Raw genomic sequence first — 15,391 nt, 5'->3', positions numbered from 1 at the left:
GGGTGGACATAGCGGCGCACCGGCAGGTGGCTGTTGCTGGGCGCCAGGTACTGGCCGATGGTGAGCATGTCGATGCCGTGCGCGCGCATGTCGCGCATGACCTGCAAAATCTCCTCGTCCGTCTCGCCCAGGCCGACCATGATGCCGCTCTTGGTGGGCACGTTGGGGTGCAGCGCCTTGAACTTTTTCAGCAGGTTCAGGCTGAATTGGTAGTCCGAACCCGGGCGCGCTTCCTTGTACAGGCGCGGCGCGGTTTCCAGGTTGTGGTTCATCACGTCGGGCGGCGCGGCCTTGAGAATGTCGAGTGCGCGGTCGTCGCGGCCCCGGAAGTCGGGCACCAGAATCTCGATTTGCGTCTGCGGCGAGAGCTGGCGAATGTGCTGAATGCACTCCACAAAATGGCCGGAACCGCCGTCGCGCAGATCGTCGCGGTCCACGCTGGTGATGACCACGTATTTCAGCTTCAGCGCGGCAATGGTCTTGGCCAGATTCAGGGGCTCGTCCTTGTCCAGCGGGTCGGGGCGGCCATGGCCCACGTCGCAGAACGGGCAGCGGCGCGTGCACTTGTCGCCCATGATCATGAAGGTGGCCGTGCCCTTGCCAAAGCATTCACCGATGTTGGGGCAGCTGGCCTCTTCGCAGACGGTGTGCAGCTTGTGCTCGCGCAGGATGTCCTTGATCTCGTAGAAGCGCGTGGTGGGGCTGCCCGCCTTGACGCGAATCCAGTCGGGTTTTTTCAGTACCTCGCCCTGCTCGACCTTGATCGGAATGCGCGAGAGTTTGGCGGCTGCCTTTTGCTTGGCCAGCGGGTTGTAGTTTTCGGAGGATTGTGCTTCGCGCACGACGTCGGAGGTGCTCATGGCTGGTACGGGAGAGGTTAGGGCGCGAGGCGGGCCAACAGTTGCCGGGCCAGCACGTTCGCGGCGTCTTCCCAAGTGGTGTGGACGCCGATTGTAGAAAGGTCTACGGTTTGCAGACCCGCGTAGCCACAAGGGTTGATGCGCCCGAAGGGCTCCAGGTCCATGGCCACGTTGAGCGATACGCCGTGGTACGTGCAGTGGCGGCTGACCTTGATGCCGAGCGCGGCAATTTTGCCCAGGCCGGTGAAATCGGGCGCGGGCGGCGCGCTGCCCGTGCGTTGTTGCGGGCGCTGGGGCAGCTGGGCGTGGCTGTGCGGATCATCGAGCCGCACATAAATGCCAGGCGCGCCCGCCACCCGGTGGCCGGTGACACCAAAGTGCGCCAGCGTACGCAGCACGGCTTCTTCGATGCGGTACACATATTCCTTGACGTAGTAGCCCGCGCGCTGCAAATCCACCAGCGGGTACGCCACGACCTGGCCCGGCCCGTGAAAAGTGACCTGACCGCCCCGGTTGGTGGCCACCACGGCAATGCCACCGGGCTGGAGCAAGTGTTCGGCACGCCCGGCCAGGCCTTGGGTGAAGGTGGCGGGGTGCTCACAAATCCATAGCTCGTCAGGCTCGCTGGCGGTGCGCTGGGCAGTGAATTCCTGCATGGCCTGGTACACCGGCAGATAGGGTGTATGTCCCCAGAGACGGGTCTGCATGGCGGCGGCGCTCATGCGCGTCAGAGCACGATCTTGACCATGGGATGGCCGGACAGCGCGCGGTACAGGTCATCAAGCTGCTCGCGGCTGGTGGCGGTGATGGTGATGGTCACGCCCACGTACTTGCCGCCGCTGCTGGGGCGCAGCTCAATGGTGGTCGCATCGAAAGTGGGGTCAAAGCGCTGCGCCAGTTCTGTGATGGCTTGGACAAAACCCTCCACCTGGGCACCCATGACTTTGAGGGGAAAAAGACACGGATATTCGATCAGCGAATCTTTCCGTGGATCGGCGGGGGGTGGCACTGCGCCGTTGGCGTGAAAAATGGGTGGCGTTGTCATGCAAATGCTCTTAATTCAATAGCTTCAGGGGCAGGCGTATTGTGCTTCAGAGGCCGTTGGACATGAATTTTGTACGCCCTGGTATGGGTGTGCAGCGCAGGACGTCAGGTCTGCGCGGGGGCTTTCAGGCAGTGGCGCATTGCGTTGGAATGCCACCACAACAGTGCTTTTCAGGCACAGCGCAGCCCCCAGACAAGCAGGTCTTTGCTGAAATGCAGGGGTTTTTACTTATAATCAGGGGCTTTGTAAAAGTTTATGTCTGTAGCGCGGGGGCTTCAAACGATGAAAACAATCGCTCCCGAGACAGAAGCTGAGGCTGAAGAATCTGACTTCAAGCCCCTGACTGCACAAGAAGCGCAGGCGTGGCGCAGTCGCCACCGGGCCATCCCGGTATGGCGGCTGGTAGTGGTGCAGGCGCTGGTGGGTGGGCTGGTGGCTTTGTTGGCCGGACTGGTTTCTGGCAAGCCCCCGATAGGGTGGTCTGCTGGTTACGGTGCATTGGCGGTGGTGGTTCCCGCAGCGCTGTTTGCGCGCGGTATGGCCCGTCAGCGCTTTGCTGGGTCGCCTGGGGCGGCCATGGTGGGGTTCTTTGGTTGGGAAATGGTCAAGATTGTGTTGACTGTTGCCATGCTGGCGGCCGCGCCCCGGCTGGTAGCGCAGCTGAGTTGGCTGGCACTGCTGGCTGGCATGGTGGTGACGATGAAAACGTACTGGATTGCGCTCATGGCGCAGTCTGGTGTCCGAAAAACCGATTGATTAAGAGAAGAGTTGTCCGATGGCCGCAGAAGCGCACGCTCCGACTGCAAGTGAATACATCGTTCACCACCTGCAGCACCTTCAGAACATCAAGCAAAAATCCATCATCGATATGTCGGTGATCAACTACGACTCCGTCATCGTGAGCGTGTTGGTGGGCTTTTTGGGATTGTTCGTTTTTTGGCTTGCTGCCCGCAAAGCAACTTCCGGCGTCCCCGGGCGTTTTCAGGCAGCAGTCGAGATGATGGTGGAAATGGTGGACAACCAGGCCAAGGCCAATATCCACAACGCACAAAGCCGCAAATTCATTGCGCCACTGGCACTGACCGTGTTCGTCTGGATTTTCCTGATGAATGCCATGGACTTGTTGCCCGTGGACTTGCTGCCTGTCATTTGGGCGCAAATCTACGGCGCTGCGGGCCATGATCCGGCGCATGCCTATTTGCGTGTTGTGCCTACGGCGGATTTGTCCACCACACTGGGTCTGTCCTCTGCTGTGCTGATCTTGTGCTTTTATTACAGCGTCAAGATCAAAGGCATGGGCGGCTGGGCGCACGAATTGGTTACCGCTCCCTTCGGTACCAGCAAGAATCCTGTCTTCGCCCTGATTCTGGGTGTGGTCAACCTGCTAATGCAGGTCATTGAATACGTTGCCAAGACCGTTTCGCATGGCATGCGACTGTTCGGCAACATGTACGCTGGTGAGTTGGTGTTCATGCTGATCGCCCTGATGGGTGGTGCTGCTGCCATGTCGCTCTCTGGTGTGTTGCTCCCTGTGGGGCACATCATTGCAGGCTCGATCTGGGCGATTTTTCATATTTTGATCATCACCCTGCAAGCCTTCATTTTCATGATGCTGACGCTGATTTACCTCGGCCAGGCGCATGAAGCCCACTGACCATTTCCCTTTTCTTTTTCAACTTTTCTTTTTTTAATCAGGAGTCATCATGGAAAACATTCTCGGTCTCGTCGCTCTGGCTTGTGGTCTGATCGTTGGTCTGGGCGCTATCGGCGCTTCGATCGGTATTGCTTTGATGGGCGGCAAGTTCCTGGAAGCCTCGGCTCGCCAGCCTGAACTGATCAACGAACTGCAAACCAAGATGTTCATCTTGGCTGGTCTGATCGACGCTGCTTTCCTGATCGGCGTGGCCATTGCCCTGCTGTTCGCTTTCGCCAACCCCTTCGTTCTGGCCTAAGCTCCCCTCAACGCCCAAATAGAAAGGTGTTGCCGTGAGTATCAACGCGACCCTGTTCGTTCAGGCCATCGTCTTCCTGATCCTGGTGCTGTTCACGATGAAGTTCGTGTGGCCCCCGATTGCGCAGGCGCTGGATGAACGAGCCCAGAAAATCGCCGATGGTCTCGCTGCTGCCGACCGTGCCAAGTCCGAATTGAGCGCTGCCAACCAGCGTGTCGAAAAGGAACTGTCGCAGACGCGCAACGAGACGGCCTCCCGTCTGGCCGACGCTGATCGCCGTGCGCAGGCCATCATCGAAGAGGCCAAGGCCCGTGCCACCGAAGAAGCCCAAAAGATTGTTGCCGCTGCACAAGCTGAAGCGCAGCAGCAGGCTGTGCAGGCGCGTGAAGCCCTGCGCGAGCAAGTGGCTGTGCTGGCTGTCAAGGGCGCCGAGCAGATTCTCCGCAAGGAAGTCAATGCCGGTGTTCACGCCGATCTGCTGTCCCGCCTGAAGACTGAGCTGTAAGGGAGCATCCATGGCCGAAATCGCCACCATTGCCCGCCCTTACGCGGAAGCCCTGTTCAAGGCCTGCACGGCGGGTGTGGGCGTCGATCTGGGCGCTGCCGCTGCCTGGGTGGACGAACTGGCGGCGATCGCCGCCAACCCACAGTTGCGCCAGTTGTCCGACAACCCCAAGGTCAGTCCTGAGCAGGTCTTTGATGTCATCACCGGTGTGGCCAAGTCGGCCCTGCCGGATATGGCGCGCAATTTTTTGCGCACTGTCATCGACAACGGACGCCTGGATGCCCTGCCCGAAGTGGCAGCGCAGTTCCGCGCGCTCGTCAATCGCAGCAGCGGCTCTTCGGATGCCGTCGTGTACAGCGCTTTTCCCATGGACAGCGCGGCGCTGGACGGGCTGGGCGCCTCGCTTGAAAAGCGCTTTGGCCGCAAGCTCAATCTCACCGTGCAGCAGGACGAGTCCCTGATCGGTGGAATTCGGGTCGTAGTGGGAGACGAAGTCCTCGACACTTCGGTCAAAGCACGTCTGGAACAAATGAAAGCGGCCCTCACTGCGTAATGCGCGGCTTGGGGTTTCGGCTAAACAAAGAAAGAAGGAAAGAGTCATGCAACTCAATCCCGCAGAAATTTCTGAACTGATCAAGAGCCGTATCGAGGGTCTGGCAGCCAGCAGCGATATCCGTAACCAGGGCACCGTGGTGTCTGTGTCTGACGGTATCGTGCGCATTCATGGCCTGTCGGACGTGATGCAGGGCGAAATGTTGGAGTTCCCCGCAACGGCGGACGGCACGCCCTCCTACGGTCTGGCGCTGAACCTGGAACGTGATTCCGTAGGTGCCGTGATTTTGGGTGAGTACGAGCACATTTCCGAAGGCAATACTGTCAAATGCACAGGCCGCATTCTGGAAGTTCCCGTTGGCCCTGAACTGATTGGCCGCGTGGTCAACGCACTGGGCCAGCCTATCGACGGCAAGGGCCCGATCAACGCCAAGATGACCGATGTGATCGAAAAGGTCGCTCCAGGCGTGATCGCGCGTAAATCTGTGGACCAGCCGCTGCAAACCGGCCTGAAGTCCATCGACTCGATGGTACCTATCGGTCGTGGTCAGCGCGAGTTGATCATTGGCGACCGTCAGACCGGCAAGACGGCTGTGGCCATCGATGCGATCATCAACCAGAAGGGCCAGGGCGTGACGTGTGTGTACGTCGCTATCGGCCAGAAGGCTTCGTCGATCAAGAACGTGGTGCGTGCACTGGAACAAGCCGGTGCCATGGATTACACGATTGTGGTAGCTGCATCCGCCTCCGAATCGGCGGCCATGCAGTACGTCTCGGCCTACTCCGGCTGCACCATGGGCGAATACTTCCGCGATCGCGGTGAAGACGCCCTGATTGTTTACGACGACCTGTCCAAGCAAGCCGTGGCTTACCGTCAGGTGTCGCTGCTCCTGCGCCGACCACCAGGCCGCGAAGCCTACCCTGGCGACGTGTTCTATCTCCACAGCCGTTTGTTGGAACGCGCAGCCCGCGTGAACGCTGACTATGTTGAAGCCTTCACCAAAGGCGCTGTCAAGGGCAAGACTGGTTCGCTGACGGCTTTGCCTATCATCGAAACCCAAGCTGGCGACGTGTCTGCTTTCGTGCCAACCAACGTGATTTCGATCACTGATGGTCAGATCTTCCTGGAAACCAGCCTCTTCAATGCCGGTGTCCGTCCCGCTATCAACGCTGGTATCTCGGTGTCGCGTGTGGGTGGTGCTGCACAGACGAAACTGGTGAAGAACCTGTCTGGTGGTATCCGTACCGACTTGGCCCAGTACCGTGAATTGGCTGCCTTCGCACAGTTCGCTTCTGATCTGGACGATGCCACCCGCAAGCAACTCGACCGCGGTGCCCGCGTGACCGAGCTGCTCAAGCAGGCACAGTACAGCCCGTTGTCCATCTCCTTGATGGGTGCGACGTTGTTTGCTGTGAACAAGGGCTTTCTGGACGACATCGAAGTCAAGAACGTCTTGGCCTTTGAACATGGCCTGCACCAGTTCCTCAAGACCAGCCATGCTGCCTTGCTGGAAAAGCTGGAAAAAGACAAGGCTATGGACAAGGATGCTGAAGCTGCATTGACCGCTGCCGTGGGCGCGTTCAAGAAGTCGTTCGCTTAAACCGGACGAGGAGCCATCATGGCAGCAGGCAAGGAAATACGCGGCAAGATCAAATCGGTGGAAAACACCAAGAAGATCACCAAAGCCATGGAGATGGTGGCTGCATCCAAGATGCGCAAAGCGCAGGATCGGATGCGAGCGGCCCGTCCGTACAGCGAGAAAATCCGCAACATTGCGGCACATCTTGGTCAGGCCAATCCCGAGTACACGCACCCGTTCATGCAAGTGAACGATGCCAAAGCGGCTGGCATCATTGTGGTGACCACTGACAAGGGTTTGTGCGGTGGCATGAACACCAACGTGCTGCGTGCAGTGACTACTAAACTGCGCGATTTGCAGTCTGCTGGTGTTTCTGCACAGGCCGTGGCCATCGGCAACAAAGGACTGGGTTTTCTGAACCGTGTTGGCGCCAAGGTGGTTTCCCAGGCTACGGGCTTGGGCGACACGCCACACTTGGACAAGTTGATTGGCCCGGTGAAGGTGCTGCTCGATGCGTACGCCGAAGGCAAGATCAATGCCGTGTACCTGAGCTATACCAAGTTCATCAATACCATGAAGCAGGAATCGGTGGTGGAGCAGTTGTTGCCCCTGTCCTCCGATGCCATGCAGACAGGTAAGACGGGTGCCCACGGCTGGGATTACATCTATGAGCCGGATGCACAAAGCGTCATTGATGAGCTGCTGGTTCGCTATGTCGAGTCGCTGATCTACCAAGCGGTGGCTGAGAACATGGCGTCTGAGCAATCAGCGCGCATGGTGGCCATGAAAGCTGCGACCGACAACGCCGGTACCGTGATTGGTGAGTTGAAGCTGGTCTACAACAAGACCCGCCAAGCAGCAATCACTAAGGAGCTGTCCGAGATCGTGGCCGGCGCCGCTGCTGTGTAAGCAGCTCAACAGATATATTTTTTGGAGCAAGCAAAATGGCTCAAGCGAATACCCCCGTGAACGAACGCGTTCAGGGCAAGATTGTTCAGTGTATTGGCGCTGTGGTGGACGTGGAGTTTCCACGTGACCAGATGCCCAAGATTTATGACGCCCTCAAGCTCGAAGGCACGGCGCTGACACTCGAAGTCCAGCAGCAGTTGGGTGATGGCATCGTGCGCACTATTGCGCTGGGCTCCTCCGACGGCCTGCGCCGCGGCATCATGGTGACCAACACCGGAAACCCCATCACCGTCCCCGTGGGCAAAGCCACGTTGGGCCGCATCATGGATGTGCTGGGTACGCCTATCGATGAGCGTGGTCCCGTTAGCCAGGAACTGACGGCCTCCATCCACCGCAAAGCCCCTGCGTATGACGAACTGTCGCCTTCGCAAGAGCTGCTGGAAACCGGCATCAAGGTGATTGACCTGGTGTGCCCGTTTGCCAAGGGTGGCAAAGTGGGTTTGTTCGGTGGCGCCGGTGTGGGCAAGACCGTGAACATGATGGAACTCATCAACAACATTGCTAAGGCCCACAGCGGTCTGTCGGTGTTCGCTGGTGTGGGCGAGCGTACCCGCGAAGGGAACGACTTCTACCATGAAATGGCTGATTCCGGCGTGGTGAACCTCGAGAAGCTCGAAGACTCCAAGGTCGCCATGGTGTACGGCCAGATGAACGAGCCCCCAGGCAACCGTTTGCGCGTGGCCCTGACTGGTCTGACCATCGCCGAGTCGTTCCGTGATGAAGGCCGTGACGTGCTGTTCTTCGTGGACAACATCTACCGCTACACGCTGGCCGGTACCGAAGTGTCCGCTCTGCTGGGCCGTATGCCTTCCGCTGTGGGCTACCAGCCTACGCTGGCCGAAGAAATGGGCCGCCTGCAAGAGCGTATTACCTCCACCAAGGTTGGTTCGATCACTTCCATCCAGGCCGTTTATGTGCCCGCCGATGACTTGACCGATCCATCGCCTGCCACGACGTTTGCCCACTTGGACTCCACCGTGGTGTTGTCGCGTGATATCGCTGCATTGGGTATCTACCCTGCGGTCGATCCACTGGACTCCACCAGCCGCCAGCTGGACCCCCAAGTGGTGGGCGAAGAGCACTACAACGTGGCCCGTGGCGTGCAAAACACGCTGCAACGCTACAAAGAGCTGCGTGACATCATCGCCATTCTGGGTATGGACGAACTGGCACCGGAAGACAAGCTGACTGTGGCACGCGCCCGTAAGATTCAGCGTTTCCTGTCTCAGCCTTTCCACGTGGCTGAAGTGTTTACCGGTTCCCCCGGAAAATACGTGACGCTGGCTGAAACCATCCGTGGTTTCAAGATGATTGTGGCTGGCGAATGCGACCACCTGCCCGAACAAGCCTTCTACATGGTCGGCACCATTGACGAAGCCTTCGAGAAAGCCAAGAAGATGGCCTAAAGCAGTGTGCCGGGCACCTGTAGGTGCCCGTGTGCATGCTTGAACCGCTTTTTGTAGACTTCCAAAGGAATCCAGATGGCCAACACCATACATGTCGACGTCGTCAGCGCCGAAGAGTCCATCTTCTCCGGAGAAGCGCGTTTTGTCGCCTTGCCCGGCGAAGCCGGTGAGCTGGGCGTTTATCCTCGCCACACGCCACTGATCACCCGTATCAAACCGGGTTCGGTGCGCATTGAAATGGCAGACGGCAGCGAAGAGTTCGTTTTTGTGGCGGGTGGCATTCTCGAAGTCCAGCCCCACTGCGTCACGGTGCTGTCCGACACAGCTGTGCGCGGCAAGGATCTTGATGACGAAAAAGCCAATGCTGCTAAGGCAGCGGCTGAAGAGGCATTGAAAAATGCCAAAAGTGAAATCGACCTCGCACGTGCACAGTCCGAGCTGGCCATCATGGCTGCACAGATCGCTGCGCTGCGCAAATTTCGCCAAAAACGCTAAGTTGCACTGCCACAGCGGCATTTGTTCGCTGGATGGAAACAAAGCCGCCTTTCAAGGCGGCTTTGTTTTTACTACCTTACCCAGGGGCGGTCTGGCAGTTCATTGGTGCGTGCCGCAGGCGGGTCGACGGGCCACTCGGCCGCCATCAGGGTGGAGACTGCTTCCAGTGCCTGAAAAAGCCCTTGCTCCCATTGCCCCACTGCCAGTGCGCCCCCCAGGCGCTTGACCATGGCTTCCCACTGCGTCCCAGGGATGTGTACGCCACGGTCTGCCACCACTTCAATCGCACGGTCAGCCAGCAGCAGGTAGATGAGCACGCCATTGTTGTGTTCGGTATCCCAGACGCGCAACTTGCCGAATAGCGTGATCGCACGCTCACGGGCACTGGCCTGGCGCCAAAGGTAGCTTACTGGCAGAGCCGACTCTACGCAGATGCGGATCTGGCCGCTGTGGCGTTGCTCGCTGTTGGCTACTTGCTGCTCCAGCCGCTCTTGTAAAGGTGCAGGAATGGCACCTCGAATCGTGTTGCGAACACTGTACCAACGGTGGCGCGCGATGCGGCGCAAGTTGCTCCAGATATTTGCCATTACCAGTCTCCCGAGGCACCACCGCCACCAAAATCGCCACCACCCCCCGAACTGAAGCCCCCTCCGCTGCTACCACTGGAAGAGCCGCTGCTCCAGCCCGTGCCGCCCAGCAGTCCACCCCCGCGTGAGTTACCACGGGATGGTGCGCCCCAGACCATTGCCAGCAGAGCGGCCCCCAAGGCCACCAGAATGCTGGCCGTGACCAGGTACGCGATGATTCCTGTTGCTGCCCCCATCAGCAACGACCCCGCTACGCGCCCCAGCAGCGCCCTGGCGATGCTGGTGCCCACTGGAACGATGATGAAGAAGAAAATGCCCAGATCCACCCAGTCAAATCCGTCTGTAGCCTTGTCACCAGAAGCAGGCGCAGGCAGTGACTCGCCGCGTATGCGTGCAAACAGTTGCTCGACGCCCGCGTTAAGCCCTCCGGCATAGTCGTTCTGTTTGAAACGGGGGGTAATGGCATCGTCCATGATCTGGCGGGCTGCCAAATCTGGCACCGCGCCTTCCAGCGTTTTGGCCACTTCGATGCGCAGTTTGCGGTCATTTTTTGCTACCACGAGCAACAGGCCATCGCCCACGTTCTGGCGGCCTATCTTCCATGTATTGGCGACGCGGTTGGCATAGGCCGCGATGTCTTCTGGGGCAGTGGTGGGCACCAGCAGAACCACAATCTGTGTGCCTTTTTCTTGCTCAAACCGCGCTAAGCGTTCATCCAGTACCTGTAGTTCGGTGGCGGTCAGCGTTCCGGTGCTGTCGATGGCGTGTGCTACCAAAGCAGGCACTGGCTGCAAAGGCTGTGCCCATACATAGGAAGAAATTGCTACTATTAATATAGCTGCTAGCGCTCTCCAAATAAGGGCTAGAGGCATATTTGACCCATTATTTTGCCGGACGTAACGGGATGCTGGGCATCATTTCTTGCCGAAATCTACCGTGGGCGGTGCCGTGATTTTTTCTTCATTGGCTACGGTAAAGCTGGGCTTGACCGGATAGCTGAACACCATGGCAGTGAGGTTGGTGGGGAAACTGCGCGCCAGCACGTTGTATTCCTGTATCGATTGGATATAGCGGTTGCGCGCCACCGTGATCCGGTTTTCTGTGCCTTCCAGTTGAACTCGCAGATCACGAAAGCCCTGGTTGGCCTGCAGCGTGGGGTAGCGCTCTGAAACCGCCATCAGCCGCGACAAGGCGCCCGACAGTTCGCCTTGCGCTTGTTGAAATTTTCTGAATGCTTCAGGGTCGTTGATGGTTTCCGGAGTGACCTGGATGGAGGTGGCTTTGGCCCGTGCCTCAATGACCCGGGTCAGTGTCTCCTGCTCAAAATCTGCCTGCCCTTTGACGGTGCTGACGATGTTCGGGATCAAATCCGCGCGGCGTTGGTACTGGTTCAACACTTCGCTCCAGGCAGCCTTGGACTGTTCGTCCAGCCGTTGGAAGTCGTTATAACCGCAGCCAGTCAGGGCTAGCACGGTCACCATCAGGGCAAAGAGACGTTTCATGGTTGTGCAGGCGCTGCCCCATGGGTGCGGCGAAATTGCCAGGGTGCAAGCGGATGCAAATTGTGCCGTAAAGCACCGCTTGTCATCGTGTTCCATGGCGCTGTCTTGAAGGATGCAGGTCCATTGCTGCGTGGCTCACACAATGTGAATCGTGGTGCATGGCAAGCAGTGATGGCTGTGGCAACAGTGCCAGAATCGGGCTATGGATGACATTGTTAAACAGGCGTTGGCCAAATGGCCCCATGTGCCCCACTGTTACGGTTGGCTCGGGTTGGATGCGCGTGGCCACTGGCATTTGCGCGACGAGGCCGACCAGGCACGAGGCAGCTTTGTGCAAAGCAAAGGTGCGTTGTTGCAGCATGACAAGTTGATTGAATTCATCGGCCGCAATTACGAGGCGGATGCACAAGGCCAATGGTTTTTTCAAAATGGCCCACAGCGTGTCTATGTTGAACTGGAGTGCGCTCCATGGGTCTGGCGCGTGCAGCCTGACCAGACGTTGCAATCGCACACCGGGCTTCGCGCTACAGCAACAGATTGCCTCCTGGACGAGCTGGGTCGTGTGTACCTGATGACCGATTTGGGCTTGGGATTGGTTCACACTTCGGATGTGCCCGATATTGCTGCCGCAGTGGATCGCGGACAGTGGCAGCCTCTCCATGTGCAAGCCAGCGACCTGCCATTGCGTTACGGGTACGTCCTCAGTCCCGCCGCTGTCCAGTGTGAGATTGGCAAAGTGCTTCGTGCAGAAGCAGCTTCATAAAGCCCTGTCCCACCTATAATTAGGGGTTATTTTCAAGCCCCCCCGATCTTCCCGAGGACGTCATGAGCGCCACATCTCCCAATAAGGCCCACAGCGGCACCACCAAGCCCCCAAAGCAGCTGCTGTCTTCTGTGATTTTTGCCTTTGTGCTGCCTATCGCCGTTGTCATCGGTTTGATTGCTTACATGGTGTCGGGTGGCCGGCCATCATCGCATTCAGAAAGTACTGAAAAAGCGGTGGCTGAGCGCATCCAGAAAGTAGGCCTCGTAGAAATTCGTGATGTGAATCGCGCGTTGCGCACAGGCGAAGAAGTTTATAAGGCCCAGTGCTCGGCCTGCCACGCAGCGGGTGTTGCTGGTGCTCCAAAGTTTGGTGATGCCGAAGCTTGGGCTCCGCGTATTAAAACGGGTTTTGAGGCGCTGCTTCAGTCGGCACTTAAAGGGAAAAACGCCATGGGGCCGCAAGGTGGTGGCGAGTTCAACGACACCGAAGTCGGTCGTGCTGTGGCTTTTATGGCCAATGCAGCTGGTGCAAAATTTGCCGCACCTGGTCCGTCGGCTGTTGGTGCTGCTCCTGTTGTGACCGCCGAAACACCGCCACCTGTGGCCGCTGCTGAGCCAGCAGTAAAAACAGTGGCTACAGTATCTTCTGCCGGTGGCGCTGGCGAGGCGCTGTATAAGCAGGCTTGTCAAGTGTGTCATGCTGCAGGCGTTGCAGGCGCGCCGAAATTTGGCAATAAGGCAGATTGGGCTCCTCGCCTGCAAATGGGTATGGATGCGTTGTTTGCTAGCGCTGTGAAGGGCAAGAATGCCATGCCTCCGCGCGGTAGCTCGAATGCATCGGATGCTGATTTGCGTGCGGCTGTGGAATATATGGCTGCCTCAGCGCAGTAAATCGACGGCCTTTACGTCTTACGCCGTCTTCAAGGATGCCCTGAACAACTCAAGTTCGAATAGTGCAGTGGCTGCCGTTTTGTTCAGGTATTTCCTTTCTAATTCTGTGCTGACAAGGTGGCCAAAGTCTTGCCGGAGCTGATGAAGATTACTCGACTGCACACCAAGAATACGTGCCTTTGCATGGTGCGCTACGGTGGTTTTGGCTTGCCGTCGTAACGCCTTTGATCATGGGGGTGTTTATGGGGCAACCTGCGGGATGGATGCAGAAGTTGACGGGATGCGGGGTGAAGCGCTCGCCAGTAGCGCTGTCGCATCGACTGGTAGAGCGACGTTTTGAGGGGGCAAATCGCGGCCAGAACTGCAAGTGAGAAGGCGACAAGGCGGTTGGCGTATTCCCAGTGGCAAGTCGTCGTTGATCCTGTCATCGTGGCGGTGTGCCACTTTTCATATCCGAATCCAGGGCGGTTCAATCACTCTAGTTGGTGTGTGATTGTCTGAGTCCATCGCGCAGTTCCTTCTCGATGCTTCCAGGCGTGCGATAATGGCCGAGTTGGTTTGCTATCAAAGCAGCGGCTGTAGCTCAGTGGATAGAGTATTGGCCTCCGAAGCCAAGGGTCGTGGGTTCGATCCCCGCCAGCCGCACCATGTGTTGATGTATAGGTTCAGGCCGTTCAGAAGTTGGACGAGACCTTGGCGCTTGGTAAACCTTTCGAAATCGCGCTCTCGTGTACTCATAGACCTGCTCCGTATCCCATGTAAATCCTGTCTTGGTGGGGGCTGAATCAGCAGGTTCGGCTTTGCGGTTGAGGTTGTTCGTGTGCGGCCTTGGTGTTGAATCATCTCGATATACGCTGGGACTTGCCAGCGGATCGTTGGTGATGTAGCGCTTTGTTTGTTGTTTGAAAATCCTGTGTCGCATCAATTTTTATCGGATGGTCTGAGGGTTTCGTTGTAGCGTGTACAATGCCGTCATTCTTTGTGGTTGTGAGATGTTCAAAAATATTCTTGGCTACCGAAAATTTAGTGATACAATGTGAGGCTTAGCTGGAGGAGTGCCCGAGTGGCTAAAGGGGGCAGACTGTAAATCTGTTGGCTTACGCCTACGCTGGTTCGAATCCAGCCTCCTCCACCAGTAATAAGCGCAAAGCAAGTTTGGCAAAGCAATTGTTGTAAATGCCATTCAAAAGTGGGTGTCAGGCCTGCTGATGCGGGAGTAGTTTAATGGTAGAACCCTAGCCTTCCAAGCTAATGACGCGGGTTCGATTCCCGTCTCCCGCTCCATGCTTTGGTTAGATTTTGCAAAATTGCGTAAGCAATTTTAAGTTGCCCATGTGGCTCAGTGGTAGAGCACTCCCTTGGTAAGGGAGAGGTCGCGGGTCCGATTCCCGCCATGGGCACCACAAACTCCAAGTGCGTCTGATAAAGATGTGCAAACTCTCTGGTTGTAGACTTTTTTCGGAGTCGGAAAATGGCAAAAGGTAAGTTTGAACGCACCAAGCCCCACGTCAACGTGGGCACGATCGGTCACGTGGACCATGGCAAGACGACGCTGACGGCGGCCATCGCTACAGTGCTGTCCGCCAAGTTCGGCGGCGAAGCCAAGGCTTACGACCAGATCGACGCAGCGCCCGAAGAAAAGGCCCGCGGTATCACGATCAACACCGCCCACGTGGAATACGAAACCGCTGGTCGCCACTACGCCCACGTGGACTGCCCCGGCCACGCCGACTATGTGAAGAACATGATCACCGGCGCTGCCCAGATGGACGGCGCTATTCTGGTGTGCTCGGCCGCTGACGGCCCCATGCCCCAGACCCGTGAGCACATCCTGCTGGCTCGCCAAGTGGGCGTTCCCTACATCATCGTGTTCCTGAACAAGTGCGACATGGTGGACGACGAAGAGCTGCTCGAGCTGGTCGAAATGGAAGTGCGCGAACTCCTTGACAAGTACAACTTCCCTGGCGACGACACCCCGATCATCCGTGGTTCCGCCAAGCTCGCCCTCGAAGGCGACAAGGGCAAGCTCGGCGAAGAAGCCATCATGAAGCTGGCCGAAGCCCTGGATACCTACATCCCCACGCCTGAGCGCGCTGTGGACGGTGCCTTCCTGATGCCCGTGGAAGACGTGTTCTCCATCTCTGGCCGTGGCACTGTGGTGACTGGCCGTATCGAGCGCGGCATCATCAAGGTCGGCGAAGAAATCGAAATCGTCGGTATCAAAGACACCGTCAAGACCACCTGCACCGGCGTGGAAATGTTCCGCAAGCTGCTGGACCAAG

General features: G+C 57.9%; 18 protein-coding genes and 4 tRNA genes. 16 read left to right on the top strand and 6 right to left on the bottom strand.

Translation table 11 applies throughout. The annotated features are described in order from the left end of the window. The 3 genes from lipA to PHX69_RS09830 form a co-directional block, all read right to left on the bottom strand. On the bottom strand, positions 1 to 860 hold an 860-nt coding region (gene lipA / locus PHX69_RS09840), incomplete at its 3' end, for a lipoyl synthase (RefSeq protein WP_288043540.1). Between the two features lie 17 nt (positions 861 to 877). After that, positions 878 to 1,567, bottom strand: a complete 690-nt coding sequence (gene lipB / locus PHX69_RS09835; protein WP_119014686.1) for a lipoyl(octanoyl) transferase LipB — start codon at positions 1,565 to 1,567, stop codon at positions 878 to 880. 20 nt (positions 1,568 to 1,587) lie between these two features. Beyond that, positions 1,588 to 1,905 carry a YbeD family protein gene (locus PHX69_RS09830; protein ID WP_288043539.1) on the bottom strand — a complete coding sequence of 106 codons (318 nt, stop codon included), beginning with the start codon at positions 1,903 to 1,905 and terminating at the stop codon, positions 1,588 to 1,590. A gap of 282 nt (positions 1,906 to 2,187) precedes the next feature. On the opposite strand from PHX69_RS09830, the gene PHX69_RS09825 reads away from it, so the two are divergent. The 9 genes from PHX69_RS09825 to PHX69_RS09785 all read left to right on the top strand — a co-directional run bounded on the left by PHX69_RS09825 (position 2,188) and on the right by PHX69_RS09785 (position 9,364). Next, positions 2,188 to 2,661, top strand: coding sequence for an ATP synthase subunit I (locus tag PHX69_RS09825; protein ID WP_288043538.1), 474 nt, complete (start codon positions 2,188 to 2,190; stop codon positions 2,659 to 2,661). Positions 2,662 to 2,680: 19 nt separating this feature from the next. Next, the gene (gene atpB, locus PHX69_RS09820; protein WP_288043537.1) at positions 2,681 to 3,559 is read left to right on the top strand and encodes a F0F1 ATP synthase subunit A; all 879 of its coding nucleotides are present in this window, start codon (positions 2,681 to 2,683) and stop codon (positions 3,557 to 3,559) included. A 49-nt stretch (positions 3,560 to 3,608) separates the two neighbouring features. Beyond that, a complete protein-coding gene (gene atpE, locus PHX69_RS09815; protein WP_091458130.1) occupies positions 3,609 to 3,857 on the top strand; it encodes a F0F1 ATP synthase subunit C in 249 nt (82 codons plus the stop codon). Between the two features lie 34 nt (positions 3,858 to 3,891). Further along, entirely contained in the window at positions 3,892 to 4,362 is a 471-nt protein-coding gene (locus PHX69_RS09810; protein ID WP_119014665.1) for a F0F1 ATP synthase subunit B, read from the top strand. Between the two features lie 10 nt (positions 4,363 to 4,372). Then, positions 4,373 to 4,915, top strand: a complete 543-nt coding sequence (locus PHX69_RS09805) for a F0F1 ATP synthase subunit delta (RefSeq protein WP_119014664.1) — start codon at positions 4,373 to 4,375, stop codon at positions 4,913 to 4,915. Positions 4,916 to 4,961: 46 nt separating this feature from the next. Then, the gene (gene atpA / locus PHX69_RS09800; RefSeq protein ID WP_119014663.1) at positions 4,962 to 6,515 is read left to right on the top strand and encodes a F0F1 ATP synthase subunit alpha; all 1,554 of its coding nucleotides are present in this window, start codon (positions 4,962 to 4,964) and stop codon (positions 6,513 to 6,515) included. Between the two features lie 18 nt (positions 6,516 to 6,533). Then, the gene (gene atpG, locus PHX69_RS09795) at positions 6,534 to 7,403 is read left to right on the top strand and encodes a F0F1 ATP synthase subunit gamma (RefSeq protein ID WP_119014662.1); all 870 of its coding nucleotides are present in this window, start codon (positions 6,534 to 6,536) and stop codon (positions 7,401 to 7,403) included. Between the two features lie 35 nt (positions 7,404 to 7,438). Next, positions 7,439 to 8,869, top strand: coding sequence for a F0F1 ATP synthase subunit beta (atpD, locus tag PHX69_RS09790; RefSeq protein WP_119014661.1), 1,431 nt, complete (start codon positions 7,439 to 7,441; stop codon positions 8,867 to 8,869). Positions 8,870 to 8,944: 75 nt separating this feature from the next. After that, complete coding sequence (locus PHX69_RS09785; protein ID WP_119014660.1) at positions 8,945 to 9,364, top strand: F0F1 ATP synthase subunit epsilon; 420 nt, start codon at positions 8,945 to 8,947, stop codon at positions 9,362 to 9,364. 71 nt (positions 9,365 to 9,435) lie between these two features. On the opposite strand, the gene PHX69_RS09780 is transcribed toward PHX69_RS09785, so the two are convergent. From PHX69_RS09780 to PHX69_RS09770, 3 genes are read right to left on the bottom strand one after another with little or no spacing between them, the layout of a single operon-like run. Further along, positions 9,436 to 9,951 (bottom strand): TPM domain-containing protein, encoded by a 516-nt coding sequence (locus PHX69_RS09780; protein ID WP_288043535.1) that lies wholly within the window; start codon positions 9,949 to 9,951, stop codon positions 9,436 to 9,438. Continuing rightward, positions 9,951 to 10,823, bottom strand: coding sequence for a TPM domain-containing protein (locus PHX69_RS09775; protein ID WP_288043533.1), 873 nt, complete (start codon positions 10,821 to 10,823; stop codon positions 9,951 to 9,953). Before PHX69_RS09775 ends, PHX69_RS09780 begins: the two co-directional genes overlap by 1 nt. Positions 10,824 to 10,865: 42 nt before the next feature. Beyond that, positions 10,866 to 11,453, bottom strand: a complete 588-nt coding sequence (locus tag PHX69_RS09770; RefSeq protein WP_119014657.1) for a LemA family protein — start codon at positions 11,451 to 11,453, stop codon at positions 10,866 to 10,868. Positions 11,454 to 11,655: 202 nt separating this feature from the next. Between PHX69_RS09770 and PHX69_RS09765 the strand changes: the two genes are divergently transcribed. The 7 genes from PHX69_RS09765 to PHX69_RS09735 form a co-directional block, all read left to right on the top strand. Beyond that, a complete protein-coding gene (locus tag PHX69_RS09765; protein ID WP_288043531.1) occupies positions 11,656 to 12,216 on the top strand; it encodes a DUF2946 family protein in 561 nt (186 codons plus the stop codon). Positions 12,217 to 12,278: 62 nt separating this feature from the next. Continuing rightward, positions 12,279 to 13,109 carry a c-type cytochrome gene (locus PHX69_RS09760; RefSeq protein ID WP_288043530.1) on the top strand — a complete coding sequence of 277 codons (831 nt, stop codon included), beginning with the start codon at positions 12,279 to 12,281 and terminating at the stop codon, positions 13,107 to 13,109. 572 nt (positions 13,110 to 13,681) lie between these two features. Then, positions 13,682 to 13,757: transfer RNA gene (locus PHX69_RS09755), tRNA-Arg, on the top strand. Positions 13,758 to 14,158: 401 nt separating this feature from the next. Beyond that, positions 14,159 to 14,244 (top strand) — tRNA-Tyr (locus PHX69_RS09750). 75 nt (positions 14,245 to 14,319) lie between these two features. Next, positions 14,320 to 14,393: transfer RNA gene (locus PHX69_RS09745), tRNA-Gly, on the top strand. A 44-nt stretch (positions 14,394 to 14,437) separates the two neighbouring features. Beyond that, positions 14,438 to 14,512 (top strand) — tRNA-Thr (locus tag PHX69_RS09740). Between the two features lie 68 nt (positions 14,513 to 14,580). Further along, on the top strand, positions 14,581 to 15,391 hold an 811-nt coding region (locus PHX69_RS09735; RefSeq protein ID WP_288043529.1), incomplete at its 3' end, for an elongation factor Tu.

It is taken from the genome of Simplicispira sp., assembly GCF_028687295.1.
GTDB classification, from domain to species: Bacteria; Pseudomonadota; Gammaproteobacteria; order Burkholderiales; family Burkholderiaceae_C; genus Simplicispira; species Simplicispira metamorpha.
This window is presented reverse-complemented; position numbering and strand designations above follow the sequence as displayed.